Genomic DNA, 22,176 nt, shown 5'->3' on the forward strand with positions numbered 1-22,176 from the left:
TCCCATGCTCCGGAATGTTTCTTGCGTGATGTGTCTTTGTTAACCTGAACAAGGCGGAGCGAATTATGGACAACACACAGAACAACGAATCGCAAGACAAGCAAGCGCAGCGCGCGGCGGACAGCCCGCTGAAGAAGCCTGAAACCGAAACCGCCAAAGCCAGACCCAGTGATGTCGCGGCAGCGGCAGAGGGGCGCGAAGCCGGGCTCGGGCAAGCAGGTGCCAACACGCCTGATTTGTCTTTGGAACAGGCCGGCCCGCAAGGCAAGACCAACGTCACGCATCAGGCGATGGATGTTCTCAACGACGACACGCTGGACGATACCGTCGACGCTGACGGAAAAAATCGCGACGCCTCGCGCGATGAAAGCATGCTGCAGAACAACCCCAACGCTTTTGTCGGCGTCGATGCTTCGCTGGTGAATTCGCACTTTGAACAAGGTGACGGCCTGGGCGGTTTTGACAGTCGCCCTGCTCGCAATGGGCTGGCGCTCGCATTGGAAGAAGGTTTTAGTGTCGTGGATAAAGGCATGGTTGCGCCCGACGTGGAAGAGGTGGAGCGGCAGTACGAATTTGTTGAACGCGATCCGCACGGTTACAACTTGCGGGGCCGCAAGCATTTCGCCATCAATCATGTCAGGCCATCGCGCTTGATCGAGATTCAGCGGCGCGAAAAGTAACTCAGCGCTATTCACTGGAAGGATCGATAGCCGTCATTCGATGAGCCTTCGATCCTTTCCCGTCTTTCAGACCGTCCGATTTATTTCTTTTCGGGCTTGCCCTTCTCATCATCGGATTCAATCCGCGTTACGCCGCCCGTCGAGGGTGGATCGCTGGCGGGAAAGCTATCCTCCACGGCGCGGTCAACGTCCTCCTCCTCTCGATGCGAATGCGGGAGTTGTTCCTTCGGTTTGGTCGTGGTCATGCTTGACTCCTGGTCGGTGGACTGTGTAAAGCCTGCCATCGGATGCAGTATCGTTGCAATGTCGTGTCGCCGCTTTCTGCCTAGTTTTGACCTGTAATCCCAACCGTCCCAACCAAACCGCCGGAAGGGCAACGGGCTTTCGTCAGGCAAATCGCCGCCCCACGCGCCGCCGCACGGGCTTCAGGTAACTGAACGCAAGCGTTGTTCCCAGCTTTCCTGTGATCTGGCACGACCCATGCATAACACTCCCGCTAATCAGACGAATGCAGCACGATGCATCGGAAAACCAACCGGCGGGGGTCGGCATGAACACAACCAATACGTACACGATCGAAGCGTTACAGCACACGCAAGGCGTGCGCGCAGCGTGGCGTGAGCTAGCGCTCTCCACTGCACTGGTGTGCCTCGGGCTGGCCTATGCCTTGTCATGGGCCGAGATGGGCCTCGCGTTGATGACCGGACCTGGCGAACCCGCTGCTGCCCTGTTTGCATCACGTGCACTGATTGGCGGCTTGTATGTTTGCGTGGCGTTGCGCCTGCAATGGGCACGCTGGATGACCGTTGTGCTCGGCTTCGCGTCGGTCGTATTGGTAGGCCCCATGCTCGGCGCCGAATGGCGTGCCCTCCATGTCGCTGCGCTCGTGACCGGCGCCGTGCTGGTGTTCAAGCTGGCGGCATCGATCTTCCTGCTCTCGCCGGGCGCGTCGCACGGGCACCGTTGAATTGGGGGTGGAAGTTGAGGTCCACATGAGAAAGACCGGCCGGGATGCTTGTTCAAGCGGCCTGTAAAACGCACAATGAGAGCCCGTTTCTTCTTTGATGAGCCTCTCATGAAAATTGCCGTCATTGGTGCAACCGGTACAGTCGGCCGCGCCGTCTTCGCCGAATTCCAGCCGCGTCACGAAGTCATCGAGATCGGCGCCACGCGAGGTGCGCACCGCGTCGACCTGACGAAGATCGACAGCATCCATGCGCTATTCAAATCGATCGGTCAGGTCGACGCCATTGTTGCTACCGCCGGGCATGTTCACTTCGGCGAACTTTCGCAGATGACCCCCGAGCAATTCCGCATTGGCCTTGACGACAAACTCATGGGCCAGGTCAACCTCGTGCTGGTCGCGCAAAGTTATCTGAACGACGGCAGCTCGTTCACGCTGACCAGCGGAATCGTGGGCGACGAACCCATCAAATACGGCGCCAGCGCTGCGTCGGTCAACGGCGCCATTGAAGGGTTCGTGCGCGGAGCCGCGATCGAACTGCCGCGCGGCCTGCGCATCAACGAAGTGAACGCGACCATGCTGGAAGAAGCGCGTGAAGCGTTCGGGCCGTATTTCCGCGGCTTCGAAGCGGCGTCCGGTGCGCGCGTTGCGCTGGCGTACAGCCGCAGCGTGGAGGGCCTTGAGACCGGCCGTATCTACAAGGTGCGTTGAATGGTTAGCGAATGGTCGAGGGACGATTATCGCGTCACCACGGATATCAGGACGTTCGACTTCGACGTCGTGCATCGATACTTGAGCGAGGTCGCTTATTGGTCACCCGGCATCTCGCGCGAGAAGGTCGAGCGGGCTGCCGCGCATTCGCTGGCGTTCGGCCTGTTCCACCGCGACACGCAGATTGGTTATGCCCGTGCGATCACGGACACCGTGAGCTTCGCGTATCTCGCCGATGTGTTTGTGCTTCCCGGCCGTCAACGCGACGGCCTGGGCACTTGGCTGGTGGAATGCCTGATGGCGCATCCGGATTTGCAGGGCTTGCGCAAGATGATGCTGACAACCACGAGCGCTCACACGCTATACGCCCGCTTCGGTTTTGTCGTGCCTGCGCAGCCTGAAAAGCTGATGGAAAAACGCGCGCCGCGGTGACGTCGGAGTGGTGTTTCAGCCGCCGATCACGCCCTGCGTGTTGACGTAAAGCGAGTACAGGCCGTGACTCGCCGCCATGAACAAGCGGTTGCGATAACGGCCTCCAAAACATACGTTGGCGCAGCGCTCGGGCAGCGCGATATGCCCAATCGCCTCGCCTTGCGGCGTGAAGATCCTGACACCGTCCAGCTCGTCGCTGCCCATGCCCCAGCCGCACCAAAGGTTGCCGAGCACATCCACGCGAAAACCGTCGGGCGTCCCCTGCCCGGCATCAATCACCTCGCGCTGATTTGTCAGCTTGAGGCCGTCGTGGGAGATATCGAAGGCAAGGATCTTGCGCGGTGTCGCACGCGAATCAACGATATAAACCAGCGTCTCGTCAGGCGAAAATGCGAGTCCGTTCGGGCCGATCAACGTGTCGGTCATCATGGTGATCTCGCCGCTCCTGCCATCCACGCGATACACCGCCGGCTTCAACTCCGGGGCCTTGCGCTCGCCTTCATAAAAGCCGTCGATCCCGAAGGTCGGGTCGCTGAACCAGATCGAGCCATCGGATTTCACGATCACGTCATTCGGTGAATTGAGCGGCTTGCCGTTGTATTGATCAGCAAGCACGGTGATCGAACCGTCGTACTCCGTGCGTGTTACGCGGCGCGTGAGATGCTCACATGTCACCAGCCGTCCTTCGCGGTCGCGGGTATTGCCGTTGGCATTGTTCGAGGGCTTGCGGAACGTGCGGACCTCGCCCGTTTCTTCGTCCCAGCGCAGCATCCGGTTGTTAGGAATGTCGCTCCATACCAGTGTACGGCTGTCGCCGAACCAGACCGGCCCCTCAGACCAGCGAGCTCCCTGATACAAACATTCGACCGACGCCATGCCGACACGCAACGCGTTGAAGCGCGCATCGAGTACTCTGACAGCGGGATCGGGATAGCGGCGCTCCATCTGTTTTCATCTCCTGGTTGATTGATTCGTTTGCTTCATTCGTTTGCTTCATTCGTTTGTTTCATTCGCATCGCGTGATCAGTTGGGTCCGAGTTCGCCGTCGCGCAGCCGCCACAGGCTTAACGGGTTGTCATCCTGAAGTGCAAGCGGCAGCAAAGCCTGCGGCAGGTCCTGGTAACACACCGGCCGCAGGAAACGTTCGATCGCCATCGCCCCGACCGAGGTCGCACGGCTATCGGAGGTAGCGGGGTACGGCCCGCCATGCACCATCGCATACGATACTTCAACGCCAGTCGGAAAACCGTTCGCCAGAATCCGGCCGGCCTTGCGTTCAAGGATGGGCAGGAGGCGGCGAGCGAGCGGCACATCGTCGTTTTCCATTTGCAGCGTCGCCGTCAACTGGCCTTCAATACGCGTTGCAAGATCCAGCATCTCGTCCTCGCTGCGGCAAGTCACGATCAGCGACGTCGGTCCGAATATCTCATCCTCGAGTTGCGGCATGGCGAGGAATTTCTCGGCGCTCACGGTATAAAGCGCGGGCAGCGCCGGACACGACGCATCGGATTCAGCGCCGGTTGCTACGCGCTCCACGCCCGATTCATCGCGCCGCGCGATGCCTTCCTGATACGCGGCCGCGATGCCCGCCGTCAGCATCGTCTGGGCGCCCTTCTTTTCGAAAGCACTCACGGCGTAATCGATAAACGCCTGCAAATGAGGGCCTTCCAGCGCCAGCACCAGACCGGGGTTCGTACAGAACTGACCGACCCCGAGCGTGACTGAATCGACGAAACCGTTCGCGAGCGATTCAGCCCGCGCCGCCAGTGCACCCGGTAGTACAAAGAACGGATTGATGCTGCTCATCTCGGCGAAGACGGGAATTGGCTCGCGCCTCCTGGATGCGATCTCGATCAACGCCAGGCCACCCCGTCGCGAGCCCGTGAACCCGACCGACTTGATAGCCGGATGCGCGACCAGGGCTTCGCCTATCGCATTGCCCGCGCCCACTACGAGCGAGAACACACCTTCGGGCAAACCGGAATCCGCGACCGCTTTCTGGATCGCGCGCCCGACCAGCTCCGAGGTGCCGAGATGCGCCGGATGTGACTTCACGACCACGGGACAACCGGCAGCGAGTGCGGCGGCGGTGTCACCGCCGGCTACCGAAAACGCCAGCGGGAAATTACTGGCGCCGAACACCGCAACCGGTCCAACGGGAATCTTCTGCAAGCGCAAGTCGGGACGCGGCAACGGCTTGCGTTCCGGCTGCGCCGAATCGAGCGTGGCAGAAAGCCAGCGGCCTTCGCGCACGAGCGACGCGAACATTTTCAATTGCCCGATCGTACGGGCGCGCTCGCCCTCAAGGCGCGCTTTCGGCAACGCGGATTCGGCTTGTGCGCGTTCGATCAGCGTGTCGCCGAGCCCTGCGATGTTGTCAGCAATCGCCTCGATGAATTGTGCACGCGTTTCGAGCGGCGTCAGCCGGTAGGTATCGAATGCCTGCTCGGCAAGATCGGCCGCGCGGGCGACTTCCAATGCTGCGCCGCCGCCAAAAGCCGGCTCCAAGTCGACACCGCGCGCCGGATCGAATGCATGCAGCGTAGCGTCTTTTCCGCGCACCGCCGTGGCACCGATCAGCATTTCTCCGGTGATCTGCATGTGAACTCTCCTGAAAGCAGCGCGTATCGCGGATCGCGATACGCGCCGTGGGTAACAAAGAAAACAGATGACACGAGGCGTTAAGCGAACTCGCTTTTTTCCGTGGACTCTCACGCCGCAAGGAAAGTTTCAGGTACGTGCGGGCAATTACATCGCTGGTTCGAGCGATTACTTTGCCGCTGTCAAAACAAACTGCTGGCCCGGCCATCGCGCATCGGACCTGACCGGCTTGGTCATGATGCGCGGCTCGCATGACGATACGGCGTGAGCCAGCCCAAGCCGTCGGAGGTACCTGCGCGCGGCCGATATTCACAGCCGATCCAGCCGCCATAGCCGAGTGAATCGATGAGATCGAAAAGGTACGGATAGTTGACTTCGCCCGTATCCGGCTCGTTGCGGTAGGGCACGCCGGCAATCTGAATATGGCCGATACCCGCGTTGCGCCGTTTCATGTCGCGGCGAAGCTTGACGGCCAGATCGCCTTCAACGATCTGACAGTGATAGCAGTCGAACTGGACTTGCAGGTTCGGCAGGCCAATCTCTTCGCAGATCGCTTGCGCTTCATCCTGCCGGTTCAGGAAGTAGCCGGGCATGTCACGCGTATTGATCGGCTCGATCACGATGGTGACACGAGCCGACTGCGCCATGCTGGCCGCCAGCGCCAGGTTCTTGATATAGACATCGCGATGCTGTCCGCGCGAGTGCTGCACTGCGTGTGGCGTTTCCATCAACCCGGCCATGACATGGAGCCGGTCGTTGCCGAGCGCCGCGGCATAGTCTAGCGCGATCTCGATGCTGCGCCTGAACTCGTCCTCGCGTCCCGGCAGCGAAGCGAGGCCGCGTTCACCGCCGGTCCAGTCGCCCGGCGGCGCGTTGAACAGCACCTGTTTGAGGCCATTGTCCACGAGCTGCGCCTTGATCTCTGCCGGTGGAAATTCATAGGGAAACAGGAATTCCACCGCCTTGAAACCATCACGCGCCGCCGCGCCGAAACGCTCGAGGAACGCGTGTTCGTTGTACATCATGGTGAGGTTGGCGGCGAAACGCGGCATGGTGAACCTCCTGCTGGTCAGGGTAACGCCAAGGCGGTCGGCGTCTCGGTCTCGCCTTGCCGCAGCGGTGTGCAAGACGCACTGCGCAACTCCCGCGCCCGGTTTGCGCTCCGCCCGCCATTGCCCTTCGTTACCCCTCGCAGCGATGATATTCCCGGACCCCACGCCCCGAACGATCAGTAAAAACCCTCGTCATGGCGATACCGGATGGTCGATCAGCGCGAAAGCATCGCGGATTTCCGATGTGCTTTTCGGGCGCACGACCCGCGCGACCTCGAGCCCGTTGTCGAGGAAAATCAGCGTCGGCCAGAGTTTGATCCTGAACGAGCGGCCGAGCGGACGGCCGCTGCCATCCTCGATCTTCAAATGCCGGACACTGGCGTGGTCCTGGAAGGCCTCCGCAATCAGCGGCTGGGCAGCACGACAATAGCCGCACCAGGAAGTGCCGAATTCGATGACCGTCGGCCCGTCGAGCGCGTCGATCTCAGCGCGCGGTGGCGCAGTAAGTGCGAATTCAGTGGTCATCGCCATCAGCTTGTCCCCTCGAAACGAAACTCCACCCATTCTATTCAGCAATGACCTGACGCGCTCGACGCGGCTTTTTTTGCTCGAGGAAAGCCGGGGGAAAATGCTTGCTGTACTTGCTGTCTGCTCAACACAGCCAACGGCGCGCTGCACATTCACTTTCCGCGATGGTCATGACATTGCCGAACTCGCCGACGCCGCGTGACCAGCGCCGCCCTTGTCACCAAGGCCAACCCAGCAACGGGCCCGGCCTTTTTTGCTTTTCAAATCGATACGAACCTAGAATTGCCCAAAGCCCGTTAGCCCGATCAGGCTGCCCAGGGCCAGCAACCATAGCGGATGCAGCTTTGTCTTGAACGACAGGAACGCAATGACCGCCGTGATGGCCGTGAGTATCCAGCGGGTGTCCGACGCTTCGGCAATCAATGACGCGCTCGCCGCGACCAAGCCCGCTGTCATCGGTATGAGACCGAGTTGAACATAGCGCCGCCATGGATGATTCTTGAAGCGTTCCCAGGCGTGCATCGCGGCGACCGTCACGATTGACGACGGGCCGAACTTTGCAATCGATGTCACCAGCACGCCCGGCCAGCCGGCCACATGCCAGCCGATCAGCGTCACGATCATCATGTTCGGTCCGGGCGCCGCCTGTGCGAGCGCGAACAGCGCGGAAAAATCCGCCTTCGACATCCACTGATGTATATCCACTACCTGCCGCTGCATCTCGGGCAGGATGGTATTGCCGCCGCCGAAAGCGAGCAGTGAAAGCTGGCTGAAAATGGCCGCAAGCGAAACGAGATCGTGATTCATTGGCTCTCCCCGCGCTTTACTTCCGGCTTCACTTCCGGCTTCACTTCCGGCTTCCCTTCCGGCTTCACTTCGCGATTCACCCTCGAAGCGACGAAAATCGAAACCGGTGTGAGCACGAGCATCACCGGCAACAACGGCAAGCGCAGCAAAGCAATCCCGATGAACGCTAGCGCTGCGACCGCCGCCATGGAGAGTTTGTGCCGCAGCGGCCACGCTACCTTGATCGCCATCGATACCAGCAGGCCCGCGGCCGCCGCGGCGAGTCCCGCGAACAAATGGCGGATGTGCGGGTCTTGATGCGTGCGTTGATACAGCACGCCCAGTCCGATCACGATCAGCGAAGGCCCGACGATCAACCCGAGCAGGCCAGCGAGCGCGCCCGCCACGCCGCGAAATTTCATGCCGACCGCAACCGAGAGGTTGATCACGTTGCCACCCGGCAAAAACTGGCAAAGGCCCAGCAGATCGACGAATTCGTCGGGCGAGAGCCACTTGCGCCGCTCGACGATTTCGCGCCGGGCAAGCGGCAGCGCGCCGCCGAACGCGGTCAGCCCGAGCGTCAGGAAGCCGATAAAAATTTCCGCGACGGTCGGCGGGGCGAGCTGCTCTTGCGAGGCATGATCGTGCATGGGTCGGCGAGCGTTACTTTTGCGAAGCGCAAAGCGTAACGCTTTATGGCCGTTGCCTCAAAGTACGGAATGGCTGTCTAAAGCGCACTACGGATTTTCCGGGCGGCGGAGTAGATGCCAATACGACCGCCGGCATTCACCCCGCTTTCATTGTCCAGTTTCGATTTACGAAGCCTTGACGTCACCACGTTCGCGACGGGATTCGTAAGCTTTCAAATGCGTGTAGGCCGTTGAGAACACCGGCGTGCTGATCGCGCCCTGCACACCTTTGGCCCGCGCAATCAGATCGCCCACCACGTGGTCCGCTTCGATCCGCGCGCCGTTCTCCAGATCGCGCAGCATGGAGGCGGTGATGGTGGAGCCGGCTTCGGTGAACATCCCCTGTGCACGCGCGACCACGGCTTCCCGGGGCGCAAAACCGTTTGCAGTTGCGATGGCGCGGGCTTCATCGAAGAGATCGAGCAGCAGTTTCTGGCCGCCCGGTGCGGCGATGATGTCGCCGACCGGTGCGCGCATCAGACACGTGCCGGCCGCGAGCGTCGCGAGGAACACCCACTTTTCCCACATCGATTGAATGATCTCGGGGCTGGCTACCGCGTCGAATTGCGCGCCTGACAACTGCGCCGAGATTGCTTCTATTCGCGGCGATAAACCCCCTGCGCGCTCGCCGAACGCCATGGAATGCAGCGTGTTCAAGTGAACGACGGTGCCGTCGGCGTCGAGCGTCACGGCCGCAATGCACTGTCCGCCGAGCACGCGCTCTGCGCCAAATTGCGCTTCGAGCACATCCAGGTGATGCATGCCGTTGAGCATTGGCAGGATGGCAGTGTTGGGTCCGACCGAGGTTTTTATCGACTCGATGGCGCCGTCGAGATCGTAAGCCTTGCAACTGAGCAGGATCAGGTCGAACGGTTCGCGTACGTCTTTTGCCAGCACGATGGGCGGGTTGGGTATGGACAAATCGCCGTTCGGGCTGCGCACGTTAAGGCCCGTTTGCGCGAGCTGCGCGGCGCGCCGCTCGCGCACGAGGAACGTCACGTCACGGCCGGCATCAAGAAGCCGTCCGCCAAAATAGCCGCCAATCGCGCCCGCACCCACCACCAGAATCCGCATGTCCTGCTCCTTGCATTTAGTCTGATCAGAACGCCGGCCGCGGATGCGGCGGCGCCGCCTGGTTTTACGCCTGCCAGACGCCGTACCCGGCTTCCCGCAAGCCGATTGCCAATTCCACTTCCATTTCCCGCGCGCCTTCGTACGGCATCGGGTTATACAGTTCGTAGAGCTGCGGCAACAGTCGCAGCCCAAATTCCCGCGCATACCGGTTCGACTGGATTCCGGCCTTGTGTTTGTCGAAACGAACGTCGGGATCGATTCCCGTCATGCCTACATAGACGAAGGGCATGCCGAGCATGTAGTCCGGATTCGCGCGCCGGAAACGCGCTTCGTTCCAGACGGTGTCGGCCAGTTCGATCACGTAGACGTGGTAATGGTGAGTCCTTGGGTGAGTCTTTTGCTGAGTCTTTTGCTGAGTCTTTTTCCGAAGCGCCATGCGGTTGCCCTGTTTCGCCTGGTTCGAGCGAGTTGCGCCGCACCTGAAACGGGTCGCGGATGCTCATTCTAGACCGGTGTCAGACGTGTTGCCCGGCCGCTACCCGCGTCCTCGTCGCCCGCTGTCTGGTCGCGCGGGCGCGTGCGATGTCTGCCAGCGCCGTGTCAAAGTGGTAATCTCGCTCCGTCTGCGCGTTCCGCGCGGCGTTTGCGCGTGTCCACCGGCCCTGCTCGCGGACACACGTAGTGTCCGTGCCGCTTTCGCCACTGTTTCCTGGCGCGAGAGCCTGTCCGGAACGCCGTCGCGGGCACCGCCCCAATTGACAAATCGCATCCGTCGCGTGTGTAGCCACGAGCCGCCCGCGCTTCGGTCATTCGGAGAGAAACATGAGCAAACAAGCAATCGGCGTTGTCGGCCTCGCCGTCATGGGACGCAATCTGGCGTTGAACATCGAGAGCCGCGGACACGCGGTGTCCGTGTACAACCGCAGCCGCGAAAAAACCGATGAACTGATCGCCGAGCATCCCGACAAGAAACTCGTGCCTTCGTACACGCTGGAAGAATTCGTCGAGTCGCTTGAAAAACCGCGCCGCATCCTGCTGATGGTCAAGGCCGGCCAGGGCACCGACGCCACCATCGACTCGCTGCGGCCTCTCCTCGACAAGGGCGACATCCTGATCGACGGCGGCAACACCCATTTCACCGATACGATCCGCCGCAACACCGACCTCGCCAAGTCGGGGCTGCACTTCATCGGCACGGGTGTGTCGGGCGGTGAGGAAGGCGCGTTGAAAGGCCCCTCGATCATGCCGGGCGGCCAGAAAGAAGCGTATGACCTGGTGGCTCCGATCCTGACCGAGATCGCCGCCAAGGCGCCGGACGGCGAGCCGTGCGTCGCGTACATGGGCCCGGACGGTGCGGGACATTATGTGAAGATGGTGCACAACGGGATCGAATACGGCGACATGCAGTTGATCGCTGAAAGCTACGACGTGCTCAAGCGCGTGGCGGGCTTGTCGAACGAAGAATTGGGCAAGGTTTATGTCGAGTGGAACAAGGGTGAACTGGATAGTTACCTGATCGAGATCACGTCGAAGATCTTCTCGAAGAAGGATGAGGAAACGGGCAAGGATCTCGTCGATGTCATCCTCGACCGCGCGGCGCAAAAAGGCACGGGCAAGTGGACGAGCCAGAATGCGCTTGACCTCGGCGCACCGCTGCCGCTGATTACGGAAGCCGTGTTTGCGCGCGTGCTGTCTTCACTGAAGGATCAGCGCATTGAGGCGAGCAAGCAGTTGACGGGGCCGTCGCCGAAGTTCGATGGCGATCGTGATGCCTTCGTTGAAGCTGTGCGGCGCGCGTTGTTCCTGAGCAAGATCGTCTCGTACGCACAGGGGTTTGCGCAGTTGCGCGCGGCGTCGGAAGAGTACAAGTGGGACTTGCAATATGGCCAGATCGCGAAGATCTTCCGGGCGGGTTGCATTATCCGTGCGGGCTTTTTGCAGAAGATCACGGATGCCTACAAGACCAACGCTGACTTGCACAACTTGCTGCTCGATCCGTATTTCACCGACATCGCAACGAAGTATCAGGGCGCGTTGCGGGATGTCGTCGTGGCGGCCGTGAAGGCGGGTGTGCCGGTGCCGGCATTCTCGTCGGCGGTGGCTTATTACGATAGTTACCGGTCCGAGACATTGCCAGCGAATCTGGTGCAGGCACAACGCGATTTCTTCGGCGCGCATACGTTCGAAAGAGTGGATAAAAAGGGCAGTTTCCACGCCGACTGGTCGTAAGCCGCTGAGAAGCCACTGAGAAGCGGCTGTCTTCCCAGTAGTTCAACGCCGACGCTTTCGCGTCGGCGTTTTTTTTGCCACGAGCAAATCATCAAATTTTGTCGCAGCGAATTTTTCCACAAGTCGAGTAACCACGTTTGCCCGTATTCTTTCCTGTCGATGGATAACGGAACTGCGGGAAGATCATGGCAACAGCACTCACAGCAGTAAATCGGGAATCGGAGTTGAGCTACGCTTACCTCCACGCAATTGCATCCCACGCGGGGGTCAACTGCAAGACGAGCAACCGACACGATGACAATGCCGGGATCGATGCCATGCTCACCGGTTGGGAGCCATTCCCAAATGGCGGAAGCCTGACCGAAGTCGACATCAAGGTCCAGCTGAAGGCAAGCATCAAGCCGCCCTTCGACGACGGCGACTCGCTCTCCTATTTCCTGTCCGGCAAGCAGCAATACGACGATCTGCGCCGTGAAACACATGCGTCGCCGCTGATACTTGCTGTGTTGTTCCTACCGCCGAAAGCGGAAGACTGGCTGACACACTCCCATGAGCAGCTAGTGCTGCGAAAGTGCGCGTACTGGGTCAGTCTGCGTGGCGCGCCACCAACAGACAACCATGCAGGCGTCACGGTAAAGATTCCGAAGAATCAGGTGTTCGACGGTACCGGCCTCATGAAACTCATGGCGAGCATCTCGCGTCGCGAAATTCCTGCTTATAAAGCTCCCACTCATCGAGTTTCTCATGGCGATTAAAGATTTATCACCGTCTGTCCTGCGTGATTTCGTGAAATCGCTGGGATGGCAGTCGCTCCCCGATGGCATTGTGGACCGTCTTTACGTCATGCATAACGCCGCCATGCCGCGTCGCCAGATCGTCATTCCCATGGATCAGGATGCGCCGGACTACGCCGAGGCATGTGAACTCGCGTTGTCCAAACTCGCGGATCTGCAGGGTATGAAGCTGGCGGATCTGATTCAGCTCGCCGCCATCTCGCGTGACGACTCCATTTACTACCGCGTGACGAGCGACGGCGCGGTTGATGACGGCCTGCCCTTGTCGTTCGCCGCTTCGTTGCTGCTGGGCGCGGAGCAGATCCTGCTCGCGTCGGCGTGTACGGTATTGCGTCCCGAGGCCCATCATCCGCGTCTGCACAGGGCAGAAGCTACGCTGCTCGCGAGCCATGCACGGTTCGGACATACCGAGCGAGGTAGCTTCGTGGTCCGCGTGTCGTGTGCTGTCGACGCCATGGAAACGCCTTCCGTTCCAGACCTCGCGCATGCGAACGAGTCGTTCGTTCGCATGACCATGCTTTCCGCCAGAAATGGCGTGCGCCAACTCGTCAGGGCCATCGAAGAGGACTCGCTAAGCCGCTTCGTAGATTCGCAAAGGGCAGCGGCGTCGCCTGTCGTTTCGTCAAATCTCTGCGAAGCGCTTACTCGTCTTCACAATGACGACGTGCGTAACAACATCGATATGTCGTTTCGTTGGGCAACAACCGTGGCATTACCGCAGGACGCCGCGGCTGGCGAGAGCATCAGGATTCGAAGCGATTACTTCGGGCGTATTGACGACGTGCGCCGAGAACTGGGTGCGGTCGAGCTTGACCGAGACGACGTATTCATCGGAACAGTCGAGCATCTGAACGGTGAATTCGACATTGAAGGAAATCGGGCCGGCGAGGTAGTCATGGCGCTGCTCCTTCGTGGGGGCGCGATCATCAAGGCTCGCGTTGTACTCGATCAGGAACAGTATGCGCGGGCAGTCGCCGCGCACCTTGACGATCGCGCCCTGGTTCGAGTCGCGGGTCGCCTGCGTCCGGGTCGCCAACCGCGTACGCTGACCGACGTGACGAGCTTTATCCTGATCGGCCCGGGTCCAGGCTAAGAAAAATCGGGTTCGGAATGGTGGACCGGGGTTCGGTGCTTCAAGGTTCGAACCTGAAGGTCCAAATCCTTGAGGCCCAAATCCTTAAGGTCCAAATCCTTAAGGCCCAAATCTTAAAGCCCGAACCCCAGCACCGCCTGTATTTGCTGATCGCGCGCGCCGCTTCCGGCGAAGTCATCGAACGCTCGATCCGCTACGCGAATAATATGCTTGCGGATATATTCCGCGCCTTCCCGCGCGCCGTCCTCTGGATGCTTCAACGCGCACTCCCATTCAAGCACGGCCCAGCCGGGAAAATCGTACTGCGCCATCTTCGAAAAGATCGCTCCAAAGTCAATCTGCCCGTCGCCAAGCGACCGGAATCGCCCTGCCCGATCCACCCACCCGGAATATCCGCCGTACACGCCCTGCCGGCCGTTAGGGCGAAACTCCGCGTCCTTCACATGGAAAGCCTTGATGCGTTGGTAATAGATATCAATGAACTGAAGGTAGTCCAGTTGCTGCAGCAAGAAGTGGCTCGGATCGAACAAAATGTTCGCGCGCGGATGATGGTCGACAGCAGCAAGAAAACGATCGAACGTCACGCCATCATGCAAATCCTCTCCCGGATGCAACTCGTAGCAAACATCCACGCCAGCCTGATCGAAGGCATCAAGCAACGGCCGCCAGCGCCGCGCCAGTTCCTCGAACGCGGCTTCCACCAGACCTTGCGGGCGTTGCGGCCACGGATACAAATAAGGCCACGCCAACGCACCCGAGAACGTCACGTGCGCCCTCAACCCGAGGCGCTTCGATGCCGCCGCCGCGAACCCGACCTGCTCGATCGCCCATGCCGTGCGAGCCTTGGGATCGCCGCGGACATGCGCTGCGGCAAAACCATCGAAGAGCGTGTCGTAGGCCGGATGAACCGCAACAAGCTGCCCCTGCAAATGCGTCGATAACTCCGTGATGCTCACGCCCGCGTCGTCCACTACGCGAAGCAGATCGTCGCAATACGCATCGCTCTTTGCAGCCTGCTCGAGATCGATCAGCCGCGGATCGCACGGCACCTGGATACCCTCGTAACCCAGGCCCTTCGCCCAGCCCGCAAGATGCGCAAGGTTGTCAAAGGGCAACGTGTCGCCTAGAAACTGCGCCAGGAAAATGGCGGGGCCTTTGATGGTTTTCATGAGCATCGATCCGCGAATGGTGCTGTCTTCAGGACGCCAGGAACTCAGAACGGCGAGTTCGGATAATAGAACTGCTTGGCATTGTCCTTCGTGATCAACACCGAAGGAATGATGGTCGTGGGCGGCAAGTTTTCACCCTTCAAACGCGCTTCGGCAGTGAGCTTGATGGCATCGTAGATGAACTTGGGCGAATACGAAACATCCGCCTGGACCAGCTTGTCACCGTCCATGATCCGCTTGACCGCTTCCTTCGATCCCGCGCCGCCAAACACCTGCTTGATGTCCGTACGCTTCGCCTGATCAATAGCTTTCAGCACGCCGATCATCATGTCGTCATCGGCTGCCCACACGGCGTCGATATGCTTGAAGCGCGTCAGGTAATCCTGCATGACCTTGAACGCGTCATCGCGATTCCAGTTGGCGTATTTGGCATCCAGGATCTTCATGTCAGGATGCTGCTTGATCACCGATTCAAAGGCAGCCCAGCGTTCGTTATCGAGCGTAGTCGGGATACCGCGCAACGCGACAATATCGCCCTTGCCGTCCATCGTCTTCGCCAGGTATTCAGCCGGCAGCTTGCCGAATGCGGTGTTGTCGCCGGCTACGTAGGCGTCCTGCGCGCTGGTATCGGTCAGCCCGCGATCCACCACGGTCACATAGACCCCCTTCTTCTTGACCTGCGCCACCGGCTGCGTCAGCGTCGCAGATTCAAACGGAAAAATCACCAGCGCATTGATCTTGTTGACGGTCACCAGGTCCTGCAACTGGTTCGCTTGTTCCGGCGCGCCTGCCGCTGTCTTGATGATGATCTTCAGGTCAGGATGTGCCTTTTCCAGTTCCTTTTTAGCCTCGTTGGCCCACCATACGATACCGCCGGTAAAGCCGTGGGTCGCAGTCGGGATAGCGACGCCGAGCGTGACTTTATCGGCCGCAATGGCCGAGACGGCGCTCGCCGCCAGCGTTAGTGCGCCGAGCGAGGTGCCGAGTACTCGAAGAATGTTTTTCATGCTGTGTCTCCATTGTTTTGACAAGCGCCTGAGAGGATGTCAGGGCGCGGTTCGAACACACTTCAACGACGTCCACGCTGTAAAAACGCTACGAAAATAATCACGGCACCCTGCACTGCCGCATTGAGATACACACTGATGATGCTGGTGAGATTCAGGATGTTCGCGATCACCGACAACAGGATCGCGCCGATCACCGTCCCAATCACGCGCCCTTCTCCCCCCCTTAACGCGGTGCCGCCAACGACCACCGCCGCAATCGCTTCAAGCTCCCAGAGCAGGCCAGTCGTAGGGGTTGCGGACCCGAGGCGCGGCACATACAGCACTGTCGCCACGCCAACGCACAACCCAAGCAGCACGTACGTGACGATCTTCACGCTATCCACGCGAATGGCCGCATAACGCGCGACCTGTTCGTTCGAGCCAATGGCTTGCACATGCCGCCCGAACACCGTGCGGTTCAGCACGATCACACCGCCCGCCGCGACGATCAAAAATACCCAGATCGGCACGGGAATGCCGAAGAGACTGGCGTAATACACAGGGCCATAGAGATCGGACAAATTGTTGTCGAGTGTGAGCGCCCCGCCGTCCGCGAGCCACGTCAGTACCGCACGAAAAATCCCGAGCGTCCCCAGTGTCACGATGAACGGTTCTATGCGACCCTTGGTCACGAGCAGGCCGTGCGCCAAACCGAAAAGACCCCCTAAAACAAGGGCTAAAACGATCCCTAAAGCGATAATGGCAAGCGGCGCGAGGGTGTGTCCCCCCACCCCGTGAGCGAGCGCATTCATGATCCAGATCATGCTCCCCGCGATCAATGCGGCCATCGACCCGACCGACAGATCGATACCGCCCGAGATGATCACGAAGGTCATCCCCACCGCAATGATGCCGATGAACGAGGTGCGCGTGAGGACGTTCATCGCGTTGTCGAAGGTGGCGAAATCCGGGTTCAGCAGCGTGCCGCCAATGCATAACGCGACCAGCCCGAGCAGTGGCCCGACGCCGTGCAGCCGCCGCGCGACGCTGCCCAGGCGGCTCGATCCTTCAACGTCTTCAGTGTGTGCCGGTCGCATGCGCGATCAACCTCTCTTCAGTCAGATGTCCGGGCCCCAGCGTGGCGACAAGCTGGCCGCCGCGCATCACGGCCACGCGATGGCATAAACCAATCAACTCGATCAGTTCGGATGAGATGACGATCACCGCACGGCCTTCGGCGGCGAGTGCGTGGATAAGGAAATAAATATCGCGTTTCGCGCCGACATCGACACCGCGAGTGGGCTCGTCGAGGACAACCACGCGCGGATCAGGATGCAGGAACTTCGCAAGCGCGAGTTTTTGCTGATTGCCGCCCGACAGCATGCGCGCACGGCTCGCCAGATTGCCCGTGCGGATACCGAAGTCGCCGACCGCTTTTTTGAGCGCATCGCGTTCCGCTTGCGCGTCGAGCAGCGGATGCGCGTAGCGCTCCAGCGTCATCATGGTGAGGTTGTCTTTCAACGCCATGTCGACGTGCAGGCCACGCCCCTTGCGGTCCTCGCTCAAATAGGTGATGCCGTGTTTCATCGCAGCGCGGGGATTGCGCGGATTGATGTTCTCGCCGTCGAGCGAAATGCGTCCAGCCGTGCGCGCGCGCAGGCCGATCAGTCCTTCGAAGAGTTCCGTGCGTCCGGCACCCACAAGCCCGGCGAAGCCGAACACTTCGCCTGCTCGCACCGAGAAGCTCACGTTCTCCGCCCATCCCGGCACATAGGCGTTATCGACCTTGAACGCCACGCGGGCACCCGCCGCGAGCAGGGGTTTATCGGGGAACATGTCGGACACTTCTCGCCCGACCATCAGGTTCGCCATCTGCTGGCGCGTGGTTTCGGCGGTCAACCCGCGCGTGACGAAGCGGCCGTCGCGCATCACGATGACTTCGTCGGTGACGAGTTCCACTTCATCGAGTTTGTGCGAGATATAAACGATGGTCACACCGTCGTCCTTCAGCCGCGCCATCAACGCGAACAGACGTTGCGTTTCGGCGGGCGTGAGTGTGGCGGTGGGCTCATCCATGATCAAGAGGCGGGCATCGCGCAGCATGGCCTTGGCGATTTCCACGAGTTGCTTCTCCGCGACGATCAGGTCGCGCACGCGTGTATCCGGGTGCTTGTGCAGGCCGACATCAGCGAGACGCGCGCGTGCGTCTTCGCGCATGGCGGGTTCATCGAGGAAGAAGCCGCGCCGTTTCTCGTGACCGAGAAACATGTTCTGCACGACGCTCAAATGATCCGCGAGATTCAGCTCCTGATGGATCAAAACGATGCCCGTGGCTTCGGCATCGCGCGAACTGTCGAAGGTCTTGACCACGCCGTCGATGGAGAATGTGCCTGCCGTCGGGCGTTCATAGCCGGCGAGGATCTTCATCAACGTCGACTTGCCCGCGCCGTTCTCGCCGAGCAGCCCGTAGATGCGTCCGGGTGCGAGCTCGAAGCTCACGCCATGCAGCACGCGAACAGGTCCGAACTGTTTTTCGATGTTGTCGAAGCTGACAGCCAGGCTCATGATCACGCGCTCCTTCGAATCATCAGCTTGTGCGGGAGCAGCACGCCAGGAACATGCGCAGTGGGTTCGCGCAGGCGTTTGAGCAGCAGGCGCGCAGCGGTTTCTCCAAGTTCGCGCATGGGTTGCGCAACCGTGGTGAGGGGTGGATCGATTTGCGCGGCAACGGCGATATCGTCGAAACCGATCACGGCCATGTCGTCGGGAACACGCAGACCAACGCCGCGCAAGCCGTTGATCACCCCGATGGCAAGCGTGTCGGAGACGGCAAACACAGCAGTTGACCGGTTGCGCCGCAGGCGGGTCAGCGTGCGCGCGGCGCTTTCGCCGGCTGCGTAATCGAGAGTATCCAGGTCGATCTGCCAGGCAGGATCGGCGTCGATCCCTGCAGCGCTTAATGCATTGCGGTAACCCTCCGCACGCTGGCGGCTATATAAATAGCCTCGGCCCGAATTGATCAGCGCGATTTTCCGGTGGCCTTGGCTGAGCAAGTAGCGCACTACATCGCCGGCAGCTTGATAGTTGTCGATACCTACGTACGGCACGCCCGCCGCGGGATCAAACTCACAACACGCTACCCAGGGCAGCGTGGCGGCCTCCTCGGCTAGCGCCTGCTGAATAGCGGCAGGATCAAGGCATATGGCGCCGTCCGCGCGGCGGCCTCGCAGCAAGTCGAAGTAACTGCGCTCGCGGCCGGGATCGGCGCCTGTATCGCAGAGCAGCATGAAATAGCCGTTTTGACGGGCGACGCTGTCGATGCCGCGAACGATGGCGGCGTAGAACGGATTGCCGAAGTCGGGGACCATGGTGAGCAGCATGCGGCTTTCCGCAGTGCGCAAATTGCGGGCGAGTTCGTTGATTCGGTACCCACTGGCGGCGACCGCTGCGAGCACTTTTTCGCGAGTGGGTTCGCGTACGTTGGTGTGGCCGTTGAGCACGCGTGACACGGTCGCGACCGATACGCCCGCCTTCTGTGCGACGTCGGAGATCGAGATTTCATCGGCGGTGCGAAACGAATCAGCCATTTGTTTCAACTCGCAGCCCGCAAGATGTAATGGATTACATTATTGGAGTGGGACGGTCCGGACGCGATAGGGACAAACACGAAGAAAGATCTTTCGCTCGAACGCCAGAGCAGCAGGCACGCGGCACAGCCCGGCCGCAGACTTCCAAACTAGCGCATACTGTGTCCCCATCTCCCCGCGCGGCTCCACTTCGCGCCCTCCTGATGCCCGGTTACCTGACCAAGCAACAAAACATCCCCGTCTCGGGCGTCGAGGACCTGATCATTCGCTCGCTGCTCGATCTGCAGCAATTCTCCGACCCTGAAGGCGACGCCGAACGAATCGGCATCTCCTCCGCCATGTGGCCCCTGTTCGGCGTGCTATGGCCATCCGGCGCGCATCTCGCCGCCCGCCTCGCCCTGCGGCCAGTATTGCTGGAAGAACGGATTCTCGAAATCGGTTGCGGACTGGGACTGGCAAGTCTCGTTGGACACCGGCGTGGCGCGGACGTAACCGCCAGCGATTGCCATCCACTGACCGCCGACTTCCTGAACGAAAACCTGCGCCTGAACCACTTGCCGCCCATGAAATACCGGCACGGCAACTGGTCTATCCCCGAGCTGGAAGACACACTAAAAGATGTAGCAGGGCGCCGTATCGTCGATGGTCGCTTCGACCTGATCATGGGCAGCGACCTGCTCTACGAACGCGATGCCAACGCCACGTTAGCCGCGTTCATCGGACTGCATGCGTCGCCGGTCGCCGAGGTCTGGATCGTCGACCCCGACCGGGGCAATCGCGCCGCGTTCAATCGGCAAATGGGCGACCGCGGCTTCCAGATGCGCGAGGAACGGCTGGATAAAATCGCCTTCGACGATATCGCCGCTTATAAAGGCCGGCTGCTCATCTATCGCTTCCACGACGCTTAACGCGGCGCTATGCGTCCACCGTTCTCCGCTCAACCAAACGTGAACGCGTACGCCTGGACGCCCGGATCCAGGAATTCGATCGTGAAGGTGTGATCCTGCACATCGCCCGACTGGCGCACGAGTTGATATAAGCGCTGCTCCGTGACCGTGCCGGTGCCATCGGCCATGACATCGGACCCGTGCGCATTGCCAGGCGCGGCGCCATCGATGCTCACGCGAAACCTCACCGGCTTGTTATCCTTTCCAGCTCCCAGCACGAGATGCAAGTCACGCGCATGGAATCGATACACAATGGTTCCCGTCGATGCCGACAGCGTCGCTTGCTCCGCGCCTACTTTCCATGCACCCGCCAGGCCCCAATTGTTGAGCGCAAGTTGATCCGGCGCGGCATACGTGTGAACACGGTCATGCGATTCGCCGCCCAGATCGACGAAGTTCTCCGCGCGTTCGTAGCCTAAATAGGTTTCAGGTGACTGCATGTCGGCGTTATCGGCGGCCATTTGAACGCCGTTCGCGACGGTGTCGCTAACCATCGCGCCCGCATTCGCATGACCGGCTTCAGCCAGCAACTGCTGGATTACCTGCTCCGAATGCGCATAGTCGCCTTCGCCGAAGTGATGGAAGCGAATCTGCCCGTTGGCATCGATAAAATAATGCGCTGGCCAGTACCGGTTCCCGAATGCACGCCAGATTGCGTAGTTGTTATCGATGGCAACCGGATAGTCGACACCCAGATCGTGCGTCGCGCGCTTGACGTTGTCCACGTTACGCTCGAACGCAAACTCGGGCGCATGCACGCCGATCACCACTAGCCCCTGATCGCGGTACTTCTTCGCCCACGCTTTCACGTAAGGCAACGAACGCAGGCAGTTGATGCACGAGTAAGTCCAGAAGTCGACGAGTACGACCTTGCCGCGCAAATCCTGCGCCGTCAGCGGCGGCGAATTGAGCCATTGAACGGCACCGGACAGCGATGGCAATTCACCCTCCACCGGCAGCGACAGCGGCGCCTCGGCGGGTGCGGCTGCACGCATCATCGCGGGTCCAGCGGCGCCATCGGGTGCCGCGGCGGTCTGGGCGGGTGCGGCTGCTTCGTTCTTGACAGCTTTAGCCGGCGCAGTACCGCCCGACAACCGGTCCACCAGTTTCTGTTCGATGCCACCCGTGGCAACAGTAGACACGCGCGCGAGCACGCCGGTATCGAGTCCTAACGAGATGGCGACGACGCCCAACAACATTGCAGCGCCAATACCACGACGAATCCACTCGCCCGCTCCCAGCGAGCGCTTCATGGCGGCAAACACCCGGCCGCCGATGAGCAACGCCACCGCCAGCGATGTGGCGGCCCCAGCCGCGTAAGCGACCAGCAACAGCGTGGTGCCCACACTTGCGCCGCGCAGTGCCGCGCCTGTCAGTACCAGGCCCAAAATCGGGCCGGCACACGGCGCCCACAGCAAGCCGGTGGCAATGCCCAGCAGAAACGACGAACTCGCGCTCACGCGTTGTCCGTCAGCTTGGGCAAATTCGGACAGCCGGTTGCCCGCGCTGACAAACGGACGCATGAGGCGTTCGGCGAAGCTTGGCAACAACAACGTCAACCCGAAAATACCCAGCAATGCGACAGCAAGCCAGCGGCCGTACTGGTTCGCCTGCGTCACCCAGCCGCCGCCCACTGCCGCGAGCGTCGCGACTGCCGCGAAAGTGATGGCCATGCCCGCAAGCAAAGGCAGGCCGCTGCGCACGAACGGTTGATCCGCCCGCGAGAACACGAAGGGCAACACGGGCAAGATACAGGGGCTCAGGATAGTGAGCGCACCGCCAAGATAAGCCAGGACAATGAGTAACATGAGCGTGAAAGTTCGCAGGTCTTCAGGTGGTCGGGATTCAGCG

At 60.6% G+C, this 22,176-nt stretch carries 23 protein-coding genes; 8 read left to right on the plus strand and 15 right to left on the minus strand.

All coding sequences use genetic code 11. From position 1 onward, the window contains the following. The first annotated feature begins 65 nt into the window (after positions 1-65). Positions 66-680 carry a DUF3005 domain-containing protein gene (locus tag BSU04_RS40725; RefSeq protein WP_089165853.1) on the plus strand — a complete coding sequence of 205 codons (615 nt, stop codon included), beginning with the start codon at positions 66-68 and terminating at the stop codon, positions 678-680. An 80-nt stretch (positions 681-760) separates the two neighbouring features. On the opposite strand, the gene BSU04_RS46915 is transcribed toward BSU04_RS40725, so the two are convergent. Next, positions 761-925 carry a hypothetical protein gene (locus tag BSU04_RS46915; RefSeq protein WP_179258607.1) on the minus strand — a complete coding sequence of 55 codons (165 nt, stop codon included), beginning with the start codon at positions 923-925 and terminating at the stop codon, positions 761-763. Between the two features lie 305 nt (positions 926-1,230). Between BSU04_RS46915 and BSU04_RS40730 the strand changes: the two genes are divergently transcribed. From BSU04_RS40730 to BSU04_RS40740, 3 genes are all read left to right on the plus strand, one after another. After that, complete coding sequence (locus BSU04_RS40730) at positions 1,231-1,647, plus strand: hypothetical protein (RefSeq protein ID WP_144021506.1); 417 nt, start codon at positions 1,231-1,233, stop codon at positions 1,645-1,647. A gap of 108 nt (positions 1,648-1,755) precedes the next feature. Beyond that, positions 1,756-2,355, plus strand: a complete 600-nt coding sequence (locus BSU04_RS40735) for a short chain dehydrogenase (protein WP_089165855.1) — start codon at positions 1,756-1,758, stop codon at positions 2,353-2,355. Next, a complete protein-coding gene (locus tag BSU04_RS40740) occupies positions 2,356-2,787 on the plus strand; it encodes a GNAT family N-acetyltransferase (protein ID WP_089165856.1) in 432 nt (143 codons plus the stop codon). It abuts the gene before it with no gap. Positions 2,788-2,802: 15 nt separating this feature from the next. Here the strand turns inward: BSU04_RS40740 and BSU04_RS40745 are convergent, their stop codons facing one another. The 8 genes from BSU04_RS40745 to BSU04_RS40785 form a co-directional block, all read right to left on the minus strand. Beyond that, positions 2,803-3,732 carry an SMP-30/gluconolactonase/LRE family protein gene (locus tag BSU04_RS40745; protein ID WP_089165857.1) on the minus strand — a complete coding sequence of 310 codons (930 nt, stop codon included), beginning with the start codon at positions 3,730-3,732 and terminating at the stop codon, positions 2,803-2,805. 78 nt (positions 3,733-3,810) lie between these two features. Continuing rightward, a complete protein-coding gene (locus BSU04_RS40750) occupies positions 3,811-5,388 on the minus strand; it encodes an aldehyde dehydrogenase (NADP(+)) (RefSeq protein WP_089165858.1) in 1,578 nt (525 codons plus the stop codon). A 233-nt stretch (positions 5,389-5,621) separates the two neighbouring features. Beyond that, complete coding sequence (otnI, locus tag BSU04_RS40760) at positions 5,622-6,440, minus strand: 2-oxo-tetronate isomerase (protein WP_089165860.1); 819 nt, start codon at positions 6,438-6,440, stop codon at positions 5,622-5,624. 192 nt (positions 6,441-6,632) lie between these two features. Then, complete coding sequence (locus BSU04_RS40765) at positions 6,633-6,971, minus strand: thioredoxin family protein (RefSeq protein ID WP_089165861.1); 339 nt, start codon at positions 6,969-6,971, stop codon at positions 6,633-6,635. Positions 6,972-7,244: 273 nt separating this feature from the next. After that, complete coding sequence (locus BSU04_RS40770) at positions 7,245-7,775, minus strand: chromate transporter (RefSeq protein WP_089165862.1); 531 nt, start codon at positions 7,773-7,775, stop codon at positions 7,245-7,247. After that, on the minus strand, positions 7,772-8,404 hold the full coding sequence (locus tag BSU04_RS40775) for a chromate transporter (RefSeq protein WP_089165863.1): 633 nt from the start codon (positions 8,402-8,404) through the stop codon (positions 7,772-7,774). The genes BSU04_RS40770 and BSU04_RS40775 overlap by 4 nt, the downstream gene beginning before the upstream one ends. 165 nt (positions 8,405-8,569) lie before the next feature. Beyond that, entirely contained in the window at positions 8,570-9,517 is a 948-nt protein-coding gene (gene panE / locus BSU04_RS40780) for a 2-dehydropantoate 2-reductase (RefSeq protein ID WP_089165864.1), read from the minus strand. A gap of 64 nt (positions 9,518-9,581) precedes the next feature. Beyond that, complete coding sequence (locus BSU04_RS40785; protein ID WP_089165865.1) at positions 9,582-9,953, minus strand: hypothetical protein; 372 nt, start codon at positions 9,951-9,953, stop codon at positions 9,582-9,584. A 386-nt stretch (positions 9,954-10,339) separates the two neighbouring features. Here BSU04_RS40785 and gndA point away from each other — a divergent pair, with 386 nt between their 5' ends. From gndA to BSU04_RS40800, 3 genes are all read left to right on the plus strand, one after another. Beyond that, complete coding sequence (gene gndA / locus BSU04_RS40790; protein ID WP_089165866.1) at positions 10,340-11,746, plus strand: NADP-dependent phosphogluconate dehydrogenase; 1,407 nt, start codon at positions 10,340-10,342, stop codon at positions 11,744-11,746. A 185-nt stretch (positions 11,747-11,931) separates the two neighbouring features. Beyond that, positions 11,932-12,501 (plus strand): DUF4365 domain-containing protein, encoded by a 570-nt coding sequence (locus BSU04_RS40795; protein WP_089165867.1) that lies wholly within the window; start codon positions 11,932-11,934, stop codon positions 12,499-12,501. After that, positions 12,491-13,633 carry a hypothetical protein gene (locus tag BSU04_RS40800; RefSeq protein ID WP_089165868.1) on the plus strand — a complete coding sequence of 381 codons (1,143 nt, stop codon included), beginning with the start codon at positions 12,491-12,493 and terminating at the stop codon, positions 13,631-13,633. The genes BSU04_RS40795 and BSU04_RS40800 overlap by 11 nt, the downstream gene beginning before the upstream one ends. A gap of 113 nt (positions 13,634-13,746) precedes the next feature. Here BSU04_RS40800 and BSU04_RS40805 read toward each other — a convergent pair whose 3' ends face one another. The 5 genes from BSU04_RS40805 to BSU04_RS40825 all read right to left on the minus strand — a co-directional run bounded on the left by BSU04_RS40805 (position 13,747) and on the right by BSU04_RS40825 (position 19,378). Then, complete coding sequence (locus BSU04_RS40805) at positions 13,747-14,802, minus strand: sugar phosphate isomerase/epimerase family protein (protein WP_089165956.1); 1,056 nt, start codon at positions 14,800-14,802, stop codon at positions 13,747-13,749. A gap of 44 nt (positions 14,803-14,846) precedes the next feature. Beyond that, positions 14,847-15,809: a substrate-binding domain-containing protein gene (locus BSU04_RS40810; RefSeq protein ID WP_089165869.1), complete on the minus strand. Its 963-nt coding sequence runs from the start codon at positions 15,807-15,809 to the stop codon at positions 14,847-14,849. Between the two features lie 62 nt (positions 15,810-15,871). Then, entirely contained in the window at positions 15,872-16,888 is a 1,017-nt protein-coding gene (locus tag BSU04_RS40815) for an ABC transporter permease (RefSeq protein WP_089165870.1), read from the minus strand. Continuing rightward, positions 16,869-18,356 (minus strand): sugar ABC transporter ATP-binding protein, encoded by a 1,488-nt coding sequence (locus tag BSU04_RS40820; RefSeq protein WP_089165871.1) that lies wholly within the window; start codon positions 18,354-18,356, stop codon positions 16,869-16,871. The genes BSU04_RS40815 and BSU04_RS40820 overlap by 20 nt, the downstream gene beginning before the upstream one ends. 2 nt (positions 18,357-18,358) lie before the next feature. Continuing rightward, positions 18,359-19,378, minus strand: coding sequence for a LacI family DNA-binding transcriptional regulator (locus BSU04_RS40825; RefSeq protein WP_089165872.1), 1,020 nt, complete (start codon positions 19,376-19,378; stop codon positions 18,359-18,361). A 203-nt stretch (positions 19,379-19,581) separates the two neighbouring features. Between BSU04_RS40825 and BSU04_RS40830 the strand changes: the two genes are divergently transcribed. Then, complete coding sequence (locus BSU04_RS40830; protein ID WP_089165873.1) at positions 19,582-20,286, plus strand: class I SAM-dependent methyltransferase; 705 nt, start codon at positions 19,582-19,584, stop codon at positions 20,284-20,286. Between the two features lie 29 nt (positions 20,287-20,315). Here BSU04_RS40830 and BSU04_RS40835 read toward each other — a convergent pair whose 3' ends face one another. Next, the gene (locus tag BSU04_RS40835; RefSeq protein ID WP_089165874.1) at positions 20,316-22,133 is read right to left on the minus strand and encodes a cytochrome c biogenesis protein DipZ; all 1,818 of its coding nucleotides are present in this window, start codon (positions 22,131-22,133) and stop codon (positions 20,316-20,318) included. Between the last annotated feature and the right edge of the window lie 43 nt (positions 22,134-22,176).

This window comes from Caballeronia sordidicola (genome assembly GCF_002220365.1).
In the GTDB taxonomy this organism is placed as follows: Bacteria; Pseudomonadota; Gammaproteobacteria; order Burkholderiales; family Burkholderiaceae; genus Caballeronia; species Caballeronia sordidicola_C.